Below are 20,360 nucleotides of genomic sequence, written 5' to 3' on the forward strand. Positions count from 1 at the left end.
GGCTGGGTTTTATTTCCATTATTCTTGTGAAGAGGCAAGAGGAAAGAAGGAAACATGAATACGAATCTAGCAAGCTACATCATGGGAATGGTCATTGATGAAAATGATCACTTCTATTTTGTTCAAAAAGATGGCCAGACCTACGCGCTTGATAAAGCAGAAGGCCCACATCAAGTCGGAGAAAGTGTCAAGGGCTTTGCCTATACGGATATGAAGCAAAAGCTCCGACTCACCACACTTGAAGTCACAGCAACTCAAGAAAGCTTTGGCTGGGGAACGGTCACGGAGGTGCGCAAGGATTTGGGAGTCTTCGTGGATACAGGACTTCCAGATAAGCAGATTGTTGTCTCACTAGATATCCTACCGGAGATCAAAGATCTATGGCCTAAAAAGGGCGATCGTCTCTATATTCGCTTAGAAGTCGATAAGAAAGATCGGATTTGGGGGATCTTAGCCTACCAGGAAGATTTCCAGCGTTTGGCTCGTCCAGCCTATAACAATATGCAAAACCAAAACTGGCCAGCCATTGTCTACCGCTTGAAATTGTCTGGAACCTTTGTTTACCTTCCAGAGAACAATATGCTGGGCTTTATCCACCCAAGTGAGCGCTATGCAGAACCTCGTTTGGGACAAGTCCTAGATGCTCGGGTCATTGGATTCCGTGAGGTGGATCGGACCTTGAACTTGTCGCTGAAGCCACGCTCCTTTGAGATGTTGGAAAACGATGCCCAAATGATTTTGACCTATTTGGAAGCCAATGGAGGCTTTATGACCTTGAATGATAAGTCCTCTCCAGAAGAAATCAAAGCAACTTTTGGGATTTCAAAAGGCCAGTTCAAAAAGGCTTTGGGTGGTTTGATGAAGGCCAAAAAAATCAAGCAAGACCAGTTTGGAACAGAGTTGAACTAAGAGGAGGATTATGCGAAAATCGTTTTATACTTGGCTGATGACGGAGCGCAATCCTAAAAGCAATGCTCCTAAGGCCATTCTAGCAGATCTTGCTTTTCACGAGTCTGCTTTTCCCAAGCATACAGATGACTTCGACGAGGTCAGTCGCTATCTAGAAGAGCATGCCAGCTTTTCCTTTAATCTTGGTGATTTTGATGTGATTTGGGAAGAATACCAAGCCCACTAGAGAAGGATAGGTCGAGGATGGTTTTTTCTCGGCCTCTTTGTTATAATAATAGAAAAACACAGGTAGAGAGGTTCTTTATTTGCAAGAACATTCAGTTGAAATTACATTAACGCATCCAGACGATCTCTTTCATTTGTTTGGATCTAACGAACGCCATCTTCGTTTGATGGAGCAAGAATTTGGGGTAACTATTCACGCCCGGACAGAAATCGTCCAAATCATTGGGGAAGAAGAAACCTGCGAGCAGGTTCGTCAAGTCATCCAGGCTCTTTTGGTCCTCGTCAACCGTGGCATGACCATTGGAACGCCGGATGTGGTGACCGCCATTACCATGGTGAGAAATGGGGAATTGGATAAGTTCATCGCTCTCTATGAAGAAGAGATTATCAAGGATAGTTACGGCAAGCCCATTCGGGTTAAAACGCTTGGTCAAAAGATCTATGTCGATAGTGTCAAGAACCATGATGTCACTTTTGGGATTGGACCAGCGGGGACTGGGAAAACCTTCCTAGCAGTGACCTTGGCCGTGACTGCCCTCAAGCGTGGTCAGGTCAAGCGGATCATTTTGACCCGTCCTGCTGTAGAAGCTGGAGAGAGCCTTGGTTTCCTACCAGGGGATCTCAAAGAAAAAGTGGACCCTTATCTACGACCGGTCTATGATGCTCTTTACCAGATTTTAGGGAAAGACCAAACAACTCGGATGATGGAGCGGGAGATTATCGAGATTGCGCCTTTGGCTTATATGCGGGGGCGGACCTTGGACGATGCCTTTGTCATCCTCGATGAAGCGCAAAATACCACCATCATGCAGATGAAGATGTTTTTGACCCGTCTTGGTTTTAACTCTAAGATGATTGTCAATGGGGATACTAGCCAGATTGACCTTCCTCGAAATGTTAAATCCGGCTTGATTGATGCTCAGGAGAAATTGAAGAACATTTCTCAAATTGACTTTGTGCATTTCTCTGCCAAGGATGTCGTTCGTCATCCAGTAGTAGCAGAGATTATCCGGGCCTACGAACCCATTCCGAATCCAGTTGTCAAAGAAAAACTGGATGTGGAAGAAGAATAAAAGAAAAGGCAAAGATCATCAGATCTTTGCCTTAAATTGACGATAAAATCATCTCCTAGCCTTTCCTTAGGTGAGAACGGAGGTTAGGTGAAATTATCCAGTGGATGATTTCAGCAATCCAGGAAGTTCCATGACTAATAATTGAGCCTAAGGTCTCAATTATTCCGAGTGCTTGAAACTAAATTGTTTCAAGCAATTTTCTCACGGCGGAAAGTCTCTGAAAATGATTTAAAAAATTCAAAACAACTTGTTTTTTCCAAAACATTTTTAATTAGTTCATATGAAAAAAATAAGTTGTTTGTTTTTTTCGATGGTGATTTTTTTATGATAGTTTAAACCAATTCATCAATTGGTGTGAAGTCGCTCTCTAAACCGGTAGCAACGGGTTGGCTTGTGATGTGACCTTGGTAAGTGGTGACCCCTTGGCGCAGGCCTTCGTCGAGGGCAATTGCCTTGTGGAAGCCATTGTCAGCTAGGGATTCAACATAAGGAAGGGTCACATTGGTAAGGGCGATGGTAGAGGTACGAGCGACGGCCCCTGGAATATTGGCAACGGCATAGTGGAGCACGCCATGTTTTTCGTAAACTGGCTCCGTATGCGTTGTGACACGGTCTGCTGTTTCAATAACCCCACCTTGGTCCACAGCTACGTCCACGATGACTGAACCGGGACGCATTTGTTTAACCATATCGTCTGTCACTAATTTAGGAGCTTTAGCACCAGGAATCAAGACAGCTCCGATGACAACATCGGCATCACGGACGCTGGCCTCAATATTAAATGGGTTGGACATAAGGGTTTGGATTTGATGACCAAAGACATCTTCTAGAACAGCCAAACGTTTGGCGCTGATATCCAAGATGGTGACTTGGGCACCGAGTCCAAGGGCGATCCGAGCTGCGTGAGTTCCAACGACTCCACCACCGATGATAGTGACTTTTCCTTTGGGAACACCTGGCACTCCGCCTAGGAGGACACCAGATCCACCTTCTTGTTTGGTCAGGAAGTGAGCACCGATTTGCACGGCCATCCGTCCAGCCACCTCACTCATTGGCACCAAGAGAGGCAATTGTCCATCAAGGTCACGCACCGTTTCGTAGGCCACCCCTGTTGTTTTAGCTGAGACCATAGCATCCGCTAATTCAGGTGCGGCAGCCATATGCAAGTAAGTGAAGAGCAAGAGGTCTTCGCGAAGGAAGCCATATTCTTCAGCGAGGGGTTCTTTGACTTTGACCACCATTTCAGTGGCCCAAGCTTCTGCTGCAGTCGCAACGATGGTTGCCCCTTGCTTCGTGTAATCTTCATCCGCAAAGCCAGAACCTAGTCCTGCATTTGTTTCCACCAAAACTTGATGACCTTTCCTCACCAAGCTTTGTACGCCTGCAGGTGTCAAACCGACCCGATTTTCGTTGTTTTTAATTTCTTTAGGAATTCCAATGAGCATTCTTGCCTCCTTGCTCAGATTTAGGTGTAAAAAGGCCATTGGTGTGAGATTGCTCTCTTGACTCAATGACCTTTTTACTCCTTATCTGATTGTTTTGATTGATTTTATTGTATAGAAAAGTGGGTTAAAAAGCAAGAAAAATTTGAGCTTGCCTTCCTTTATGTTATTTGCTAAACTAATCCCTAAAGAAGGAGTGTCAAATGGAAAATTTATATGTGAAGTTAGCGGCTTATCGTGAAGTGGAAACAGAGCGTTTGCACTTGCGTCCGGTCACTCTTGAAGATGCACCGGCTATGTTTGAGTATGCTTCTGATGAAACAGTTACGCGCTACACTTTTCCAACTAATCAAAGTCTAGAAGAGACGCGTAATAATATTGCCCTCTTTTACCTAGCGAGCCCACTTGGAAGATGGGGGATCGAGCTCAAAGAGAATGGCAAATTTATCGGGACGATTGATTTACTGGATTTGGATCTTTCTCTGAAGAAGGGGAGTATCGGCTATGTTCTGAATAAAGACTATTGGAACCAGGGTCTTGCGACAGAGGCTACCAAGGCAGTCATTGCCTTGGCTTTTGAACAGTTAGGGATGAACAAGCTCATTGCTGTTCATGATCAGGACAACCCAGCTTCTGGACGGGTGATGGCCAAATCAGGTATGAAATATTCTCACGAGGAGCCCTACGCGATGCTAGACTTGCATGAAGAAGGGAGAATGGTGACGAGAGTTCATTATGTCCTCACGAAGGAAGAATATTTGGCAGAAAAATGAGTCAGGATATTGACAAAAGTCCTATCTCCATGATATAGTAGATAGGTACTGCTGGTTTAGCTCAGTCGGTAGAGCGCATCCATGGTAAGGATGAGGTCGCCGGTTCAATCCCGGCAACTAGCATAGCAGAAGAGAGAAGCTTAGAGAGGATCTAGGCTTCTTTTTTGTGTCTTAAAAGGTTCGAAAAAACTTAATGGCTACTTTAACTGTCATAATAGCTATTGAATTAAAGTTTAACTAACAAGATTTAAGTTTTTTCTATCCGAGCCAACACACAGACCGTATTTGTCAAATTTTTTGGATACAGTACAATAATCCAATTCACAATTTAATTTACCCGAAGTGAGTCTTGAAAATATTATGACTTATATTTTAAGTAATGAAAGTCATATGGATGTTAATCTTATTAAGATTAGTTGTTTATTGGACAAAGTAATTTATATTATCAGATTGAGGAAAAGGTCTTCTTAAAAACTTTCCTTAGGTGAGTACGGACGTCAGCGAACTTCTATGAAGTTCCATGACTAATTATTGAGCCTAAGGTCTCAATAATTCCGAGTGCCTGAAACGTTATAGTTTCAGGCACTTTTCTCACGGCGGAAAGTTTTTGTAGATGGTTGAATAATTCTAACAAATAAATTCTTTTATTTTGATAGAATTTATTGGATTTGTAAAAAAAGAACAGTTTTTCTACACCCTATATTATACATCCTGTTTTAAGACATGGGTACAGAATTTCTGTGCGAACTATTTAATAAATAAAAGATATTATTCCACATGCTCATTGTAATGTTGCTGATACTGTGACTTGATACTATTTTCTCCTAAAATTTCAAACACTTTTAGAGCTTGTTGCATTTTTTCTAGACCACTTCTATTATTTATTTTAAATTCATAGTAGCCTGTAGCATATAGAAATACAGTTTGTTCATAGTAGTTGAACTCATTATTTAATAATTTTTTGATCTCGTAAATTAGATAAGAACAATTTTGAAATTTTCTTTTGTCAATGCTTACAATTAAGCAGTTAATTGCCAGCTGAGTAACGAGTTTTTTATTAGTCTTATTCAATGTTGAGTAAATAAAATTTTTTATCATTTCCTTTGTTAATAAAAAAGCAGAATTATATTGAATGGTTCGGATACAATTTGCTAATAATATAATTTCATAGTATCCCCAAGTTTCAACTTTGAACAAATAATCAGTCAAAGATTCTAATTCTGCCTCGGATGGTGAAATCTTATTATCCAATGTATAGATTATTGATTTTACCATAGTTCGTTCCAATGAATTGAGTTGATAAATTGTAGAATTAGTGAGTAAGGATTTAATGTTATCAACATTTTGTAGGGAATACTCTTTACGGATATATTGCATTAAGTTGCCAAATGATATCGTTTGGGTATATTCAGTATCATGAAGAATAAGAAATTCATCCAATGAGATGTGTAATTTATCTAAAATGTTGATAAGTCTAATACAAGATATCTCAGATTCTCCACGTTCGAATCTGGAAATCTGTGATTTTGATAGATGTTTGTCTGCGATAGCACAGATACTTACTTGTTTACTCTTGCGTATTTTTCTAAGTGTTTGACCAAGTTTAGATTTCATTTTTCCCACTTTCACAACAAAAGTTTAAATAGTTTTTATTTATTATACAATACTTAAAAAAGAAAAGGAAAATTGATATGAAAATTTGTTTAAATTTTTATTAATCAATTTTTGAAGGGAGATTGTAGAGATATGAGTAAAAAAAATATAATATTACTTATTTCTAGGGGACAAACTAATAATTTTGGAAATAGGGTATATGACTACGCAAATAAAATATTCATTTCTACATTACCAAAATCGTCAGTATTTTTTATGTCAGTTTATCAATCAACAGAGGTAATAGCACAAATATTTTTTAACTTAATAGGAGGTTTTGTTGCAGATTTTGGAAATAGGAAAAAAATACTTATTTTAACGGATATCGTTGCTGCTATTTCAACATTTGTTGCTTTTTTATTTCTAGATATGCCTAATAGTGCAATAGTGTTAATAATTGTTAATATCATACTAGCTATTCTAAATTCTTTTAACAATCCTGCTTACAAAGCAATAGTTAGAGACCTATTGGATAAAAACTCCATATACATATATAATTCATACAGTAGAAGTTTAGCAGAGATTTTTAATATATTAGTTCCCTTTTTTGGAATTTGGATTATTTCTCTATTTGGTTTCAAAGTTTCAATGTTACTAAATTCATTAAGTTTTGCCATCTCTGCGATTATAGAATCAAAATTTGTTATTAAAAGTCAAGGTTTTAAAAATCAAAAAACTGCTAAAAAATTAGATATAATGAAAAGTATCATTGAGGGATTTTGTTATATCCTTCAAAGAAAAGAGTTCTTCATTATTTTGATATTAGTATCCGTACTTAATTTTTTCGTCGCGGGTATAGAACTTTACTTGCCATTTATAAATAAATTTTTTAATGTTTCCTATATGTATGGATATATATTAGCAGTTCAAACTATTGGGAAAATACTTGGAGCGTACATCAATAAGTTTTTTAAGAATGATTTCACTATGTCTGAATGTTGTAACTTTTTGCTTATGTCTTCAATTGCATTGGTTCCAATTGTTTTTATTGATAATATTTATTTAATAATATTGCTTTTTGGAATAAGCTCTTTATTCATTATGATATTCGATGTTCAAATATTTTCAAAAATTCAATCAGAGATCTCAGAAGAATTTTTAGGTAGAGTTTTTAGTACTGTTTCATTACTATCTTTGGTCTTATCTCCAGTTGGAACTTTTGTTTTTTCTATTTTGAAAATTCATTCTGCAGTGATTTTCTCTATTATTGCATTATTCCAAGTTTTATTCTGTCTTTTTATAAAGATATTGCTTTCTTTTGTTAATTCTAAACAGTCATCAGAAAATGAACCTAATGGTTTGGAATGAAAATTGAGTATAGTCTCACAAATAGATCAGATCTATTTAATTTATAAATAATAATCACGATAGAGGAAATTATGCCATATAAATATATTTGTCATATGGTATTTTGATTGCTTTATAAACACCTGTTATCTATAGTTACCGTTAATAAACTTGGTAGCTAACTAAGAATTATTTATAGTCGAAATAGGAAGAACCCATTACGATTTGAGGTAATAGTCCGGCTTTTTTCAACAATTTTCAAAAAAACGTTGACAAGCAAGGAAATCCGTGGTAAAGTTAGAACAACAAAGAGAAAGGAGAAAACCATCATGAACAAAGTAGATGTTTTGATGACACAATTGAATACACAGCTTCTCCAATCTCAGTTGAGTTCGATGTAAACTATAAATGGAACCCAAGATGGAGGAGTTTGTCTTGGGTTTTTTGTATGCATTTTTACCTGCCTTAACTGAATTGGTGATAGGCATCAGAAGGCCCAAGTGTGGACTGAGCACGTACTCAGCTCCTTGCTTGGGTTTTTTCTGTGCCATTTTGAAAAGGAGAATATATGATCAGAGCTATTTGGGAGTATATCAGGGAGCGCAAGTGGCGATATGTGAAGATCGCTATGGTCCTGATTCTTTATGATTACACCTTATTGATCCCGACGCAAGTTATCCAGCGTTTAGTGGATCATTTGAGTCAGCAGACGCTGACGCAATCGAACTTTGTATGGGATATGGTCCTATTGGTAGGGTCAGCCATCCTCAATTATTTGACGGCTTTTTATTGGCAGTTGCGACTCTTTCAGTCGTCAGTCCATTTCAAGGCGACCCTTCAGGGTCAAGCGTTTCGTAAGCTAGTAGCTATGCGGCGTCCCTTTTTTGAGAAATTCCGTTCAGGGGATCTTTTGACGCGGTTCACGACAGATGTGGATGGCATGGCTGATATGGCTGGTTACGGGATGATGGTGCTCCTGTTTGGCGGTGGCTTGTTTGCCTTTATTATTCCGACCATGTTTTTCATTTCTTGGCAATTAACCTTGATTTCCTTTATTCCCATGATCTTCCTCGTCGTCTCTACCTATTTTTTGAGTAGAAAGCAGGAGGAGTATGTTGAGCAAAACCGGGAAGCAGTCGCTCAGTTGAATGATGAAGTCTTGGAGTCCATCGAGGGGATTCGGGTCATGAGGGCCTATAGTAAACGGGACCAGCAGGTCAAACAGTTTCAGAAGAAAACAGCCAGTCTATCCAAAACAGGGGACAAAATTGCTTCTATCCAATATTCTTTTGGCCCCTTAGCCCTGTTGTTTATTGGTTTTTCGACGGTCTTACTCTTAGTATTTGGAGGCCGGTCCTTAGCAAGCGGGCAATTGAGCCTTGGCAAGTTATTGGCTTTGCAGTTGTATTTGGTCTTTTTAATTGAACCTATGTGGATGATGGCGGACCTGATCTTGGTCTATCAGACAGGGCAAATGTCCTATAAAAAATTAAAAGAAGTGATTGATGAAACGGATGATCTCGAACCAGATGGTCCTAACTATTTAGAGCAGATTGATTCGGTGCAGTTTAAGGATTATTCTTTCAGCTATCCTGGTGCTGAGCGAAAGAGTCTATCAGGCATTGATTGGACCATTCAGAAAGGACAGACAGTTGGAATTGTTGGTCGTACCGGAGCAGGAAAGACTAGTCTGGTTCGACAATTCTTGCGGCAGTACCCAGTTGGTGAGGGAGAATTCTTGGTCAACCAGCAACCGATTGTGGACTACAACCGACACTCCATTGAAGCTAAAATCGGCTATGTTTCCCAAGAACATATTTTATTCTCAAAATCCATTCGTGACAATATTGCTCTGGGTAAAAATGGTGCTAGTGAAGAGGATTTGGTGGAAGCTGTAGCCCAAGCTGCTTTTGCAGATGATCTTGAGCGGATGTCTCAGGGAATGGACACCTTGATTGGTGAGAAAGGAGTCTCTGTATCAGGAGGTCAAAAACAGCGAATCTCTCTGGCGCGTGCCTTCTTAAGGGATGCAGAGCTCTTGCTGTTAGATGATTCCCTTTCGGCAGTGGATGCTAAGACCGAACAAGCCATTATCGACACTATTCAAACAGAGCGAAAAGGTAAGACGACCCTCATTGTTTCCCATCGCTTGTCTGCTGTCCATCAGGCGGATTGGATCATCGTCTTGGATCAAGGACAGATTGTCGAAGAAGGTAGAGTTAGTGATTTACTGGCTCAAGAGGGCTGGTATTATGAACAATACCAACGGCAACAAAAACAGGAAGGAGAATAAGATGAAAGTATTGAAACGATTATTATCTTGGATTACTCATTATCCGACTGTCTTTCTTTCCGGCTTTATTTGCCTCTTACTAGCCACCATTTTTTCTGAATTGTCTCCTTTTCTTCTCCAAAAGATGATTGATGGGCCTTTGACTGCACTGACCCACGGTGGAGGACAAGGGGACTTGCTTCAGATGGGAGCATTTTATCTCTTGGTCTTGAGCCTAGGACAGCTGATTAGCTACCTAGGAAATCGGATCTTGCTACACGGAAGCAATCAAGTAACGGCTAGTCTGAGAGACCAAGCCTTTCAAGTCATGCAAGGTCTGCCTATTTCTTATTTTGATGACAAGCCGGCTGGGAAGATCGCGACAAGAATTGTCAATGATACGGAGACCTTGAGGACCCAGTTTTATAACTCTTGTATGATACTAGTCATCTATTTGGTACGCTTTCTCTTTATCCTAGGGATTCTCTTTTACCTGAGTCCTATGATGGGTCTTCTCTTTTGTTTGGTCTTTCCGATTTTCTATGGGATCCAGTATCTCTACAAGGTCATGACGGACCAGCCGATGAAGGATTTCTTTGATGCGCGAAGCGAGGTCAATACCCAGGTCAATGAACTCTTGCATGGTGCCAGTATGATTCAGCTCTATCATCAAGAGCCTGGTGTGGTGGAGGAGTTTGAAGCCACTACACAGAAGATGTTAGGGGCCAATGATCGAATCCTCTTAGCCGATTCCATTGCTTCTTGGACCTTGACGGAATTGCTCAAGTTTTTAGTGATTGCAGGTATTTTGACCATCGCTGGGATTTCTTTCCTACAAGGCAATATCGGTGTGACGGCTGGTTTCTTATTTATCAATATTAACTATGTCATTAATCTATTTGATCTCATGGCCAATCTTAGTCGTCAATTCCCAAATATTCGGCGATCCTTAGAAACGGGGAGTCGCGTCCTTGCTTTCTTAGACCAACCCTTAGAGGACGATGGTGCATTGGAACTGAAAATAGAAAAGGCTCAAGTCGTGTTTGACGATGTTCAATTTGCTTATGAAGAAGGCAAGCCAGTTCTGAGAGATATTGCCTTTCAGGCAAGTCCTGGGGAAACCATCGCTCTTGTGGGCCATACTGGATCGGGTAAGTCTTCGATTATGAACCTGCTCTATCGTTTTTATGATCCTCAAGAAGGAGTGATTTTGATCGATGGTCAAGATATTCGCCAAGTCTCTCGTGAGAGCCTGCGAAGCCACATGGGGATTGTTCTGCAGGATCCTTATCTATTTACAGGAACCATTGCTAGTAATGTGGCCATGAGTCAGGATCACATTGATCGGGAGGCGGTCCAAGATGCCTTGAAAAAAGTCGGAGCTTGGCCCTTTGTAGAGCGCCTTGAAAAGGGAATCGACTATCCAGTCGTAGAAAAAGGATCCGCCTTTTCAAGTGGTGAGCGCCAATTGATTTCCTTTGCGCGGACGCTCTATATGAATCCGCAAATTCTGATTTTGGATGAGGCAACTTCTCACATTGATACGGAAACAGAAGAAATCATCCAACAAGCTATGGCAGTCCTGCAAAAGGGCCGGACCACCTTTATCATTGCCCATCGCTTGTCAACTATCCAAGATGCGGATCAGATCTTAGTCTTATCTGAAGGACGCATTGTGGAGCGTGGTAGACACGAGGAACTGGTTGCACAAGGCGGGATTTATGCCCAGATGAATGCCATCCAGCAAACAGTGGTGTAAGATTGTCCTGCAAAGAAAAAGATTGAAAACCAGTCTGTATCTAGTATATAGGCTGGTTTTTGTGATATAATAAAGTGATAATAGTGAGGTGATCCAGATGTATATTGAAATGGTAGATGAGACGGGTCAAGTCTCTGACGAAATCTTAAAACAAACGCAAGAAATTTTAGAATTTGCTGCTCAAAAAATTGGGAAAGAAGACAAGGAAATGGCTGTGACTTTTGTAACCAATGAACGCAGTCATGAACTAAATCTTGAATACCGTGATACGGATCGTCCGACGGATGTCATCAGTTTAGAATACAAGCCAGAGATGGAGATTTCTTTTGATGAGGAAGATCTTGCAGAAAATCCAGAATTGGCAGAGATGATGGCAGAATTCGATACCTATATTGGTGAGCTCTTTATTTCAATTGAGAAAGCGCGTGAGCAAGCCGAAGAATATGGCCACAGCTTTGAGCGCGAAATGGGATTTTTAGCAGTGCATGGTTTTCTTCACATCAATGGCTATGATCACTATACGCCAGAAGAAGAAAAGGAAATGTTTGGCTTACAGGAAGAGATTTTGACAGCCTATGGACTCACAAGACAATAAGCGAAAATGGAAAAATCGAGACTTCACTTCAAGCCTGGAGTTTGCGATAACAGGAATTTTCACATCGATCAAAGAAGAGCGCAATATGCGCAAGCACGCCTTATCAGCCCTTGTAGCAATGCTTGCTGGTTTGGTATTTAGGATTTCTGCGACAGAATGGCTCTTTTTATTGCTCAGCATTACCTTGGTGATTGCTTTTGAAATTATGAATTCAGCCATTGAAAATGTGGTGGATCTAGCCAGTAACTACCATTTCTCTATGTTGGCAAAGAATGCCAAAGACATGGCGGCTGGAGCGGTCCTCGTTGTATCAGTTTTTGCCTTGGTGACAGGATTGATCATTTTTGTGCCCAAATTCTGGGCCTTGGTATTTGGATAAGAGGGAGCATGCCCTCGTGAAAGGATAATATGACATTTAAATCAGGCTTTGTAGCCATTTTAGGACGTCCCAATGTCGGGAAGTCAACATTTTTGAACCACGTCATGGGGCAAAAGATTGCCATCATGAGTGACAAGGCGCAAACAACGCGCAATAAGATTATGGGAATCTACACGACCGATAAGGAACAGATCGTCTTTATCGATACCCCAGGGATTCACAAACCCAAGACAGCCCTTGGAGACTTCATGGTGGAGTCGGCCTATAGTACCCTTCGAGAAGTGGATACCGTTCTCTTTATGGTCCCAGCAGACGAGCCACGTGGGAAGGGCGATGATATGATTATCGAACGCCTCAAGGCTGCTAAGGTGCCGGTTATTCTGGTGGTCAATAAGATCGACAAGGTGCACCCTGACCAACTCTTGGCGCAAATCGATGACTTCCGTAGTCAGATGGACTTCAAGGAAATCGTGCCGATTTCAGCCCTTCAAGGAAACAATGTTTCGCGTTTGATTGATATTTTGAGCGAAAATTTAGAAGAAGGTTTCCAATATTTCCCTGCTGATCAGATTACTGACCACCCAGAGCGTTTCTTGGTCTCTGAAATGATCCGTGAAAAGGTCTTGCACTTGACACGAGAAGAAATTCCCCACTCTGTTGCAGTAGTAGTGGATTCCATGAAGCGGGATGAAGAAACAGATAAGGTTCATATCCGTGCAACCATCATGGTGGAACGCGATAGCCAAAAAGGCATTGTCATCGGAAAAGGTGGCGCCATGCTCAAGAAGATCGGAACCCTTGCGCGTAAGGATATCGAGCTCATGCTAGGAGACAAGGTCTTCTTAGAAACTTGGGTCAAGGTCAAAAAAAATTGGCGGGATAAGAAATTGGATCTTGCCGATTTCGGGTACAACGAAAAAGAATACTAAGAAGAGGTGGGCAGAAGCCTGCTTCTTGTTTTTGAAAGGAGTTCTATGCCGGAATTACCAGAAGTTGAGACCGTTCGGCGTGGTCTTGAGAAATTAATTCTTGGGAAAACCATCCAATCAGTGGAAGTAAAGTATCAAAAGATGATTCATACGGATCTAGATGCTTTTTGTCAAGATCTTCCAGGTCAAGAAATTCGGGCCATGGGGCGCCGCGGGAAATACCTCTTGTTTTATTTGACGGATTTGGTTTTGATCTCGCATTTACGGATGGAAGGCAAGTATTTCTTTTATCCAGATGAAGTCCCTCTTCGCAAGCACGCCCATGTCTTCTTTCATTTTACAGATGGTAGCACTCTGGTCTATGAAGATGTCCGCAAGTTTGGGACCATGGAAGTCATAGTACCTGAGCTTGTCGACAGCTATTTTTTGGCGAAAAAGATTGGTCCAGAGCCGACAGAAGCAGATTTTAAAGAACCAGCCTTCCAAGCAGCTCTTAAACAATCAAAGAAACCCATTAAATCAGCTCTTTTAGACCAAAAATTAGTGGCTGGTCTGGGCAATATCTATGTAGATGAGGTCCTTTATCGAGCTAAGGTTCATCCAGCCCGTTTGGGTCAAAGCTTGACTGCTAGAGAAGCCAAAGCTATTCGAAAGGAAACAATCGCTGTATTAGCTCAGGCTGTCGAAAAAGGTGGCTCCACCATTCGCTCTTATAGCAATGCCTTCGGAGAGGATGGCACCATGCAGGAAGAGCACCAGGTCTATGGGAAAACAGGTCAACCTTGTTTGCGCTGCGGGACACCGATTGAGAAAATCCAGCTGGGGGGACGCGGAACCCATTTTTGCCCGCACTGTCAAAAGGAGAACTAGATGGCGAGAATCATCGGATTAACAGGAGGGATTGCTTCAGGAAAATCCACTGTCACCTCCTATTTGAAAGAAAAAGGTTATCCTGTCATTGATGCTGATCGAGTGGTTCATGACTTGCAAGTTCCAGGAGGAACTCTCTACCGTGTCTTAGTAGATCATTTTGGTAAAGAGATCCTTACCAAAGAAGGTGAGCTGGATCGCGTCGCTTTAGGTCAACGGATTTTTTCAAGTCCTAGTGAACGAGACTGGTCCAATCGCGTCCAAGGCCAGCTCATTCGTGAGGCTTTGGCAGATGCAAGAGACAGGCAAGCTGCTCAATCCGGTCTCTTTTTTATGGATATTCCCCTCTTGATCGAGCAGCACTATGAAGAGTGGTTTGAGGCTGTATGGTTGGTAGCTGTCTCAAAAGAAACCCAGTTCAAGCGCCTGATGAAACGCAACCACTTATCAGAACTGCAGGCTAAAGAACGCATCGCTGCTCAAATGCCGCTAGATGAAAAAAGAGCCCATGCAGATCTGGTCTTAGACAATAATGGCGATCTAACTGCCCTCTATGCCCAATTAGATGCAGCCCTAAAACAATTAGAAAGAAGATGATTTTATCACAAGAGAAATCAATTGGCGTAAAAATCTATATATTGCCTGGATCGGGTGCTTTTTCATCGGAGCTAGCCTTTCGTTAGTTGTGCCTTTTATGGCTCTATTTGTAGAAGAGTTGGGCGTTACGGGCAAGGCTGTTCCTTTTTATGCTGGGATTGCCGTCGCGAGTTCTTCTGTAACCTCTGCGATCATGTCTCCCATCTGGGGGAGCCTGGCCGACCGCTATGGTCGAAAACCCATGATGCTCAGGGCTTCTATTGCTATGACCCTGACCATGGGAGGGATCGCCTTTGTGCCATCCGTCTTTTGGCTCTTGGTTTTGCGCTTTCTCAACGGTGTCTTTTCAGGCTTTGTCCCTAATAGTACAGCCTTGATTGCCAGTCAAGTATCAAAGGACCAATCAGGCTATGCCCTGGGGACTTTGTCGACCGGTGTCGTAGCTGGAACCTTGATGGGGCCTTTGATTGGGGGACTCATTGCTGAAAATCTGGGAATGCGCAATGTCTTTCTTTTGGTTGGCTTTTTCTTATTTCTAGTGTCCCTTTTAACCTTTTGGGGCATCGAGGAAGACTATGAGCCCATTCCAAAAGAAGAACAAAAATCCAGTTGGCAGTTGCTCATGTCCATTCAGCAAAAGGATATTCTCTTAGGCCTCTTTTTGACCAGTATGACCATTCAAATGATCGCCCAATCTATTTCTCCAATCCTGCCTCTTTATGTGCGAGCTTTAGGGCAAAGAGATAACTTGATTTTTGTATCGGGGATGATTGTTTCGGCTATGGGAGTCTCTAGTATGCTCTTTTCAGGTTGGATGGGAAAACTCGGAGACCGAATCGGGAATCACCGGCTCTTATTAATCGCCCTTCTCTATAGTGGTTGTCTTTATATTCTCTGTGCCCAAGCGCAAACGCCTCTGCAATTAGGAATCTTACGCTTCCTTTTTGGGATTGGGACTGGTGCCCTTTTACCAGGAGTTTCTGCTTTGTTAAATCGCTTAACCCCTCCTGAAGGGATCTCTCGGATCTTTAGCTACAACCAGCTCTTTTACTACTTAGGTGGCGTGTTAGGGCCAATGATGGGATCGAGTATTTTCATGCATTTTGGCTATCATTGGGTTTTTTACGGCACAGCCCTCTTGGCCTTTACCGATTTGATTTTCCTCTTATTCTTATTTAGAAAGTATTTGAAAGTGAGAGACGTACGTGCGAATTAAAGTTCAATTGACCTGCACAAGCTGTGGGAGTCAGAATTATTTGACCAGTAAAAATACCAAAACCCATCCCGAAAAGATCGAGGTCTTGAAGTATTGTCCCAAGGAAAGAAAAGTAACCTTACATATTGAATCAAAATGATTTTCATGGTATAATAGTGAGGATTTTAAGGAGTTTTGAATATGAGCGGAGCATTAACAACTATTTTACTAGTATTATCAGTATTGATTATTATCGCAATTTTTATGCAACCAACAAAAAACCAATCGAGCAACGTCTTTGACGCAAGCTCAAATGACTTGTTTGAACGTTCAAAAGCGCGCGGGTTTGAAGCCGTGATGCAGCGTTTAACAGCTATTATGATCTTCTTTTGGTTATTGATCGCGATGATCTTAATGGTACTTTCTAGTAGATAAGATAGGCTCAGACAATGTCTTTGCCTATTTTTATTTTGCAAAACGATGATTATAAAATTAGATAGAAAAAAGGAGGCTGGATAACCAGCAAAAAATTAATGAAAACAGATATAAAAGAATATTTACAAGAGCATGACAAAGCCCAGATCAATGATCTGGCAGCAGCTCTAGGAAAAGAAGGATCTAAGGATTTTCGTGACTTGGTCAAAACCATCTCTCTGATGGAACGCCGTCATGAGTTGAAATTCGAGGATGATGGCTCTCTTCGTTTGGCTCAAAAGAAGGCCCCAGCCATTACCCTCAAGGGGATCTTTCATGCCCATAAAAATGGCTTTGGCTTTGTCAGTTTAGAAGGCGAAGAAGAGGACCTCTTTGTTGGTCGAAATGATGTCAACCACGCCATCGATGGGGATACTGTTGAGATCGTCATTACCAAGGTAGCAGACCGAAACAAAGGAACGGCAGCAGAAGCGAAGATTATTGATGTCTTGGATCATAGCGTCAAAACGGTTGTTGGACAAATTGTTCTGGATGAGGAAAAGCCCAAATATGCCGGCTACATTCGTTCGAAAAATCAAAAAATCAGCCAGCTGATCTATGTGAAGAAGCCAGCCATCCAATTGGAAGGTACCGAAATCCTCAAGGTCGAAATTGATCAATACCCGAGCCGCAAACACAATTATTTTGTGGCAACTGTGCGGGATGTGGTCGGTCATGTGACAGATCCTGGAATTGATGTCTTGGAAGTGCTAGAATCTATGGATATCGTCTCAGAATTTCCAGAAGAAGTGCTGAAAGAGGCTGAGCAGGTTCCAGATGCACCATCTGCAAAGGATATAGAGGGGCGGTTGGATCTGCGAGAGGAGATCACTTTTACGATCGACGGAGCGGATGCCAAAGACTTGGACGATGCGGTCCATATCAAGCCACTCAAGAACGGCAATTTTGAGCTGGGGGTTCACATCGCAGATGTCTCTTATTACGTTACAGAAGGCTCAGCTCTTGATAAGGAAGCTCTAAATCGTGCAACCTCTGTCTATGTGACCGACCGAGTAGTACCCATGCTTCCAGAACGCTTGTCCAATGGGATCTGTTCTTTAAATCCGAATGTGGACCGCCTGACCCAGTCTGCCATCATGGAGATTGATCCCCATGGAAAGGTCGTCAAGCACACCATTACCCAAACCGTCATCAATACGACCTTCCGAATGACCTATAGTGACGTCAATGATATCTTAGTAGGCGACGAAGAAAAGGCTCAAACCTTTAAGAAAATTGTCCCAAGTATTCATCAAATGGCCACCCTGCATGGTATTCTAGAAAGCATGCGGATTCGCCGAGGAGCCCTCAATTTTGATACCAATGAGGCTAAAATTCTAGTCAATAAAGAAGGAAAACCGGTCGACATTGTCCTCCGTCAAAGAGGAATTGCGGAGCGGATGATTGAGTCCTTTATGCTGATTGCCAATGAGACAGTGGCGGAGCACTTTACACGAATGAAACTGCCGTTCATCTACCGGATCCACGAAGATCCAAAGGCAGAAAAAGTACAGAAGTTTATCGATTATGCTTCTAGCTTTGGGATCCAGATCTACGGAACGGCTAGTGAGATGAGCCAAGAAGCCCTGCAAGAAATCATGCGCAAAGTCGAAGGAGAACCCTATGCAGATGTCCTTTCGATGATGTTGTTGCGCTCGATGCAACAGGCCCGTTATTCAGAGCACAACCATGGCCACTATGGGCTTGCTGCGGAATATTACACCCACTTTACCAGTCCCATTCGCCGGTATCCAGACCTGATGGTTCATCGAATGGTGCGCGAATACGGTAAATCCCAAGAAGTGGCAGAACACTTTGAACAAGTCCTTCCAGACATTGCCAGCCAATCCTCTAGTCGAGAGCGCCGGGCTATTGACGCAGAGCGCGAAGTAGAAGCCATGAAGAAGGCCGAATACATGGAAGACTATGTTGGGGAAGAGTACGATGCCGTGGTTTCCAGTGTGGTGAAATTTGGCCTCTTTGTGGAGTTGCCAAATACGGTTGAAGGTTTGATCCATATTACCAATCTTCCTGAATTCTACCATTTTAATGAACGTGATCTAACCCTTCGCGGGGAAAAATCGGGAGTGACCTTCCGTGTCGGTCAGCAAATCCGGATCAAGGTCGAAAGAGCCGACAAGATGACAGGAGAGATTGATTTCTCTTATATTCCAAGTGAATGGGATGTCGTTGAAAAAGGCCTCAAGTCTAAAGGACGTGACCGAGATGGCAACCGCAGGGATCGCAGACGCAAGGACAAAAAAGTTTCTAAGGGATCAACCGTTAGAAAAGATGACAAGCGGAAAGATTCTTCCTCTAAAACCAAAAAGAAAAAAGGGAAGAAACCATTTTACAAGGAAGTAGCAAAGAAAGGAGTCAAACATGGCAAAGGGCGAAGGAAAGGTAGTCGCACAAAATAAAAAGGCGAGACATGACTACACCATCGTGGATACAATAGAAGCAGGGATGGTGCTGACAGGTACAGAGATCAAAAGTGTCCGTGCAGCACGCATTAACTTGAAAGATGGTTTTGCACAAGTTAAAAATGGAGAAGTTTGGCTCAGCAATGTCCATATTGCCCCTTACGAGGAAGGCAATATCTGGAACCAAGATCCAGACCGTCGTCGCAAGCTTCTTCTTCATAAAAAGCAAATCCAAAAGCTGGACCAAGACACCAAAGGGACAGGAATGACCCTGGTGCCTTTAAAGGTCTATCTCAAGGATGGATATGCCAAATTGCTTTTGGGACTCGCTAAAGGGAAACATGATTATGACAAGCGTGAATCTATCAAACGTCGGGAACAAAACCGGGATATCGCACGGGTCATGAAACAATACAATACACGTTAAACTAAAAAAGCAATTCTGAAACTTGTTTCAGAATTGCTTTTTTCTCGGAGAGGGGCCTTTTTTCTAACTTGTAAAAAGGGGTTTTTTCCTGTATGATAAGGGTACTGAAAGAATAAGGAGAAGCCACATGACACAAAAATTGATCGCTTACAAGCGCATGCCTATCTGGACCAAGGATACTATGCCAGAAGCTCTTCAAAGAAAGCACAATACCAAGGTAGGAACCTGGGGGAAGATTACGGTTCTAAAAGGTCAGTTAAGATTTATTGAATTGACAGCAGTGGGAGAAGAAATCGCGAGCCACCTTTTTGAAGCAGGAGCAGAGAACCCCATGGCCGAGCCCCAGGCCTGGCACCGTGTCGAAGCAGCGACTGATGATGTGGAGTGGTACTTGGAATTTTACTGTGAGCCAAAAGACTATTTTCCTAAAAAGTACAATACCAACCCTGTCCATTCAGAGGTGCTAGAAGCAGTGGGAATTGTCCCAGCTGGAAAAGCGCTGGATCTAGGATGTGGGCAAGGACGCAATGCTCTCTTTTTGGCCCAACATGGCTTTGATGTGACAGCAGTAGATCAAAATGAATTGGCTCTTGAGATCTTACAAAGTATTGTCGCTGAGGAAGATATGGACATGCCAGTAGGACTTTATGATATCAATGCTGCTGCACTCACCCAAAACTATGATTTCATTGTGTCAACTGTGGTCCTCATGTTTTTAGAGGCAGAGCGGATCCCAGCGATCATTCGCAATATGCAAGAGCATACCAACCCAGGTGGCTACAATCTCATTGTCTGTGCCATGGATACAGAAGATTATCCTTGTCAGATGCCCTTCTCGTTTACCTTTAAAGAAGGAGAATTGGCGGAGTATTACAAGGATTGGGAATTGGTCAAATACAATGAAAATCCTGGCCACCTCCATCGTCGAGATGAGAATGGAAATCGAATTCAACTTCGATTTGCAACCATGTTGGCAAAGAAAAAATAAAGAAAAAGCAGGATGTTAGGATCCTGCCTTCAGATTGAAGACAAAGTCATATAAAAAACCTTCCTTAGGTGAGTACGGACGTTAGGTGAA

The 20,360-nt window shown here is 42.0% G+C and carries 20 protein-coding genes and 1 tRNA gene; 19 read left to right on the forward strand and 2 right to left on the reverse strand.

The genetic code is table 11. The features are described from left to right. Positions 1 to 54: 54 nt before the first annotated feature. From cvfB to HMPREF2926_RS07050, 3 genes are all read left to right on the forward strand, one after another. Positions 55 to 909 carry an RNA-binding virulence regulatory protein CvfB gene (cvfB, locus tag HMPREF2926_RS07040; RefSeq protein ID WP_070587071.1) on the forward strand — a complete coding sequence of 285 codons (855 nt, stop codon included), beginning with the start codon at positions 55 to 57 and terminating at the stop codon, positions 907 to 909. A 10-nt stretch (positions 910 to 919) separates the two neighbouring features. After that, positions 920 to 1,135: a YozE family protein gene (locus tag HMPREF2926_RS07045; protein WP_031576407.1), complete on the forward strand. Its 216-nt coding sequence runs from the start codon at positions 920 to 922 to the stop codon at positions 1,133 to 1,135. A 79-nt stretch (positions 1,136 to 1,214) separates the two neighbouring features. Further along, positions 1,215 to 2,207, forward strand: coding sequence for a PhoH family protein (locus HMPREF2926_RS07050; protein ID WP_049472909.1), 993 nt, complete (start codon positions 1,215 to 1,217; stop codon positions 2,205 to 2,207). A 332-nt stretch (positions 2,208 to 2,539) separates the two neighbouring features. Here HMPREF2926_RS07050 and ald read toward each other — a convergent pair whose 3' ends face one another. Next, complete coding sequence (gene ald / locus HMPREF2926_RS07055) at positions 2,540 to 3,652, reverse strand: alanine dehydrogenase (RefSeq protein WP_070587072.1); 1,113 nt, start codon at positions 3,650 to 3,652, stop codon at positions 2,540 to 2,542. A 200-nt stretch (positions 3,653 to 3,852) separates the two neighbouring features. On the opposite strand from ald, the gene HMPREF2926_RS07060 reads away from it, so the two are divergent. Continuing rightward, positions 3,853 to 4,422: a GNAT family N-acetyltransferase gene (locus HMPREF2926_RS07060; RefSeq protein ID WP_049496009.1), complete on the forward strand. Its 570-nt coding sequence runs from the start codon at positions 3,853 to 3,855 to the stop codon at positions 4,420 to 4,422. 50 nt (positions 4,423 to 4,472) lie between these two features. After that, positions 4,473 to 4,545, forward strand: a tRNA-Thr gene (locus HMPREF2926_RS07065). 645 nt (positions 4,546 to 5,190) lie between these two features. Here the strand turns inward: HMPREF2926_RS07065 and HMPREF2926_RS07070 are convergent. Continuing rightward, the gene (locus tag HMPREF2926_RS07070) at positions 5,191 to 6,036 is read right to left on the reverse strand and encodes a helix-turn-helix domain-containing protein (RefSeq protein ID WP_049472913.1); all 846 of its coding nucleotides are present in this window, start codon (positions 6,034 to 6,036) and stop codon (positions 5,191 to 5,193) included. 132 nt (positions 6,037 to 6,168) lie between these two features. Here HMPREF2926_RS07070 and HMPREF2926_RS07075 point away from each other — a divergent pair, with 132 nt between their 5' ends. The 14 genes from HMPREF2926_RS07075 to tehB all read left to right on the forward strand — a co-directional run bounded on the left by HMPREF2926_RS07075 (position 6,169) and on the right by tehB (position 20,270). Then, positions 6,169 to 7,383, forward strand: coding sequence for an MFS transporter (locus HMPREF2926_RS07075; RefSeq protein WP_049472915.1), 1,215 nt, complete (start codon positions 6,169 to 6,171; stop codon positions 7,381 to 7,383). Positions 7,384 to 7,930: 547 nt separating this feature from the next. Further along, a complete protein-coding gene (gene tetA(46) / locus HMPREF2926_RS07080; protein WP_070587073.1) occupies positions 7,931 to 9,655 on the forward strand; it encodes a tetracycline efflux ABC transporter Tet(46) subunit A in 1,725 nt (574 codons plus the stop codon). 1 nt (position 9,656) lies between these two features. Next, entirely contained in the window at positions 9,657 to 11,393 is a 1,737-nt protein-coding gene (gene tetB(46) / locus HMPREF2926_RS07085) for a tetracycline efflux ABC transporter Tet(46) subunit B (RefSeq protein ID WP_070587076.1), read from the forward strand. 97 nt (positions 11,394 to 11,490) lie between these two features. Next, positions 11,491 to 11,988 carry an rRNA maturation RNase YbeY gene (ybeY, locus tag HMPREF2926_RS07090; protein WP_070587077.1) on the forward strand — a complete coding sequence of 166 codons (498 nt, stop codon included), beginning with the start codon at positions 11,491 to 11,493 and terminating at the stop codon, positions 11,986 to 11,988. Continuing rightward, positions 11,969 to 12,367 (forward strand): diacylglycerol kinase family protein, encoded by a 399-nt coding sequence (locus HMPREF2926_RS07095; RefSeq protein ID WP_070587079.1) that lies wholly within the window; start codon positions 11,969 to 11,971, stop codon positions 12,365 to 12,367. The genes ybeY and HMPREF2926_RS07095 overlap by 20 nt, the downstream gene beginning before the upstream one ends. A 29-nt stretch (positions 12,368 to 12,396) precedes the next feature. Continuing rightward, positions 12,397 to 13,296: a GTPase Era gene (era, locus tag HMPREF2926_RS07100; protein ID WP_003004993.1), complete on the forward strand. Its 900-nt coding sequence runs from the start codon at positions 12,397 to 12,399 to the stop codon at positions 13,294 to 13,296. A gap of 45 nt (positions 13,297 to 13,341) precedes the next feature. Then, entirely contained in the window at positions 13,342 to 14,166 is an 825-nt protein-coding gene (mutM, locus tag HMPREF2926_RS07105; RefSeq protein WP_070587080.1) for a DNA-formamidopyrimidine glycosylase, read from the forward strand. Further along, a complete protein-coding gene (gene coaE / locus HMPREF2926_RS07110) occupies positions 14,167 to 14,763 on the forward strand; it encodes a dephospho-CoA kinase (protein ID WP_024055274.1) in 597 nt (198 codons plus the stop codon). It abuts the gene before it with no gap. Positions 14,764 to 14,779: 16 nt separating this feature from the next. Further along, the gene (locus tag HMPREF2926_RS07115) at positions 14,780 to 15,979 is read left to right on the forward strand and encodes a multidrug efflux MFS transporter (RefSeq protein WP_223345280.1); all 1,200 of its coding nucleotides are present in this window, start codon (positions 14,780 to 14,782) and stop codon (positions 15,977 to 15,979) included. Further along, on the forward strand, positions 15,969 to 16,118 hold the full coding sequence (rpmG, locus tag HMPREF2926_RS10680) for a 50S ribosomal protein L33 (protein ID WP_003005699.1): 150 nt from the start codon (positions 15,969 to 15,971) through the stop codon (positions 16,116 to 16,118). Before HMPREF2926_RS07115 ends, rpmG begins: the two co-directional genes overlap by 11 nt. A gap of 41 nt (positions 16,119 to 16,159) precedes the next feature. Then, a complete protein-coding gene (gene secG, locus HMPREF2926_RS07120; protein ID WP_003008189.1) occupies positions 16,160 to 16,393 on the forward strand; it encodes a preprotein translocase subunit SecG in 234 nt (77 codons plus the stop codon). A 98-nt stretch (positions 16,394 to 16,491) separates the two neighbouring features. After that, positions 16,492 to 18,852 (forward strand): ribonuclease R, encoded by a 2,361-nt coding sequence (gene rnr, locus HMPREF2926_RS07125; RefSeq protein ID WP_070587081.1) that lies wholly within the window; start codon positions 16,492 to 16,494, stop codon positions 18,850 to 18,852. Then, complete coding sequence (smpB, locus tag HMPREF2926_RS07130) at positions 18,815 to 19,282, forward strand: SsrA-binding protein SmpB (protein ID WP_003005443.1); 468 nt, start codon at positions 18,815 to 18,817, stop codon at positions 19,280 to 19,282. The genes rnr and smpB overlap by 38 nt, the downstream gene beginning before the upstream one ends. Positions 19,283 to 19,409: 127 nt before the next feature. Beyond that, positions 19,410 to 20,270, forward strand: coding sequence for an SAM-dependent methyltransferase TehB (gene tehB / locus HMPREF2926_RS07135; RefSeq protein WP_070587083.1), 861 nt, complete (start codon positions 19,410 to 19,412; stop codon positions 20,268 to 20,270). Positions 20,271 to 20,360: the final 90 nt, after the last annotated feature.

The organism is Streptococcus sp. HMSC078D09 (assembly GCF_001813675.1).
Lineage (GTDB): Bacteria > Bacillota > Bacilli > Lactobacillales > Streptococcaceae > Streptococcus.

Excerpts from the sequence above, each read along its gene's own strand:
- tehB (WP_070587083.1), top strand. The coding sequence starts at position 19,410 with ATGACACAAAAATTGATCGCTTACAAGCGCATGCCTATCTGGACCAAG.
- ald (WP_070587072.1), bottom strand. The coding sequence starts at position 3,652 with ATGCTCATTGGAATTCCTAAAGAAATTAAAAACAACGAAAATCGGGTC.
- HMPREF2926_RS07060 (WP_049496009.1), top strand. The coding sequence starts at position 3,853 with ATGGAAAATTTATATGTGAAGTTAGCGGCTTATCGTGAAGTGGAAACA.
- HMPREF2926_RS07070 (WP_049472913.1), bottom strand. The coding sequence starts at position 6,036 with ATGAAATCTAAACTTGGTCAAACACTTAGAAAAATACGCAAGAGTAAA.
- era (WP_003004993.1), top strand. The coding sequence starts at position 12,397 with ATGACATTTAAATCAGGCTTTGTAGCCATTTTAGGACGTCCCAATGTC.
- mutM (WP_070587080.1), top strand. The coding sequence starts at position 13,342 with ATGCCGGAATTACCAGAAGTTGAGACCGTTCGGCGTGGTCTTGAGAAA.
- rnr (WP_070587081.1), top strand. The coding sequence starts at position 16,492 with ATGAAAACAGATATAAAAGAATATTTACAAGAGCATGACAAAGCCCAG.
- HMPREF2926_RS07095 (WP_070587079.1), top strand. The coding sequence starts at position 11,969 with ATGGACTCACAAGACAATAAGCGAAAATGGAAAAATCGAGACTTCACT.
- ybeY (WP_070587077.1), top strand. The coding sequence starts at position 11,491 with ATGTATATTGAAATGGTAGATGAGACGGGTCAAGTCTCTGACGAAATC.
- coaE (WP_024055274.1), top strand. The coding sequence starts at position 14,167 with ATGGCGAGAATCATCGGATTAACAGGAGGGATTGCTTCAGGAAAATCC.
- smpB (WP_003005443.1), top strand. The coding sequence starts at position 18,815 with ATGGCAAAGGGCGAAGGAAAGGTAGTCGCACAAAATAAAAAGGCGAGA.
- secG (WP_003008189.1), top strand. The coding sequence starts at position 16,160 with ATGAGCGGAGCATTAACAACTATTTTACTAGTATTATCAGTATTGATT.
- cvfB (WP_070587071.1), top strand. The coding sequence starts at position 55 with ATGAATACGAATCTAGCAAGCTACATCATGGGAATGGTCATTGATGAA.
- HMPREF2926_RS07075 (WP_049472915.1), top strand. The coding sequence starts at position 6,169 with ATGAGTAAAAAAAATATAATATTACTTATTTCTAGGGGACAAACTAAT.
- HMPREF2926_RS07045 (WP_031576407.1), top strand. The coding sequence starts at position 920 with ATGCGAAAATCGTTTTATACTTGGCTGATGACGGAGCGCAATCCTAAA.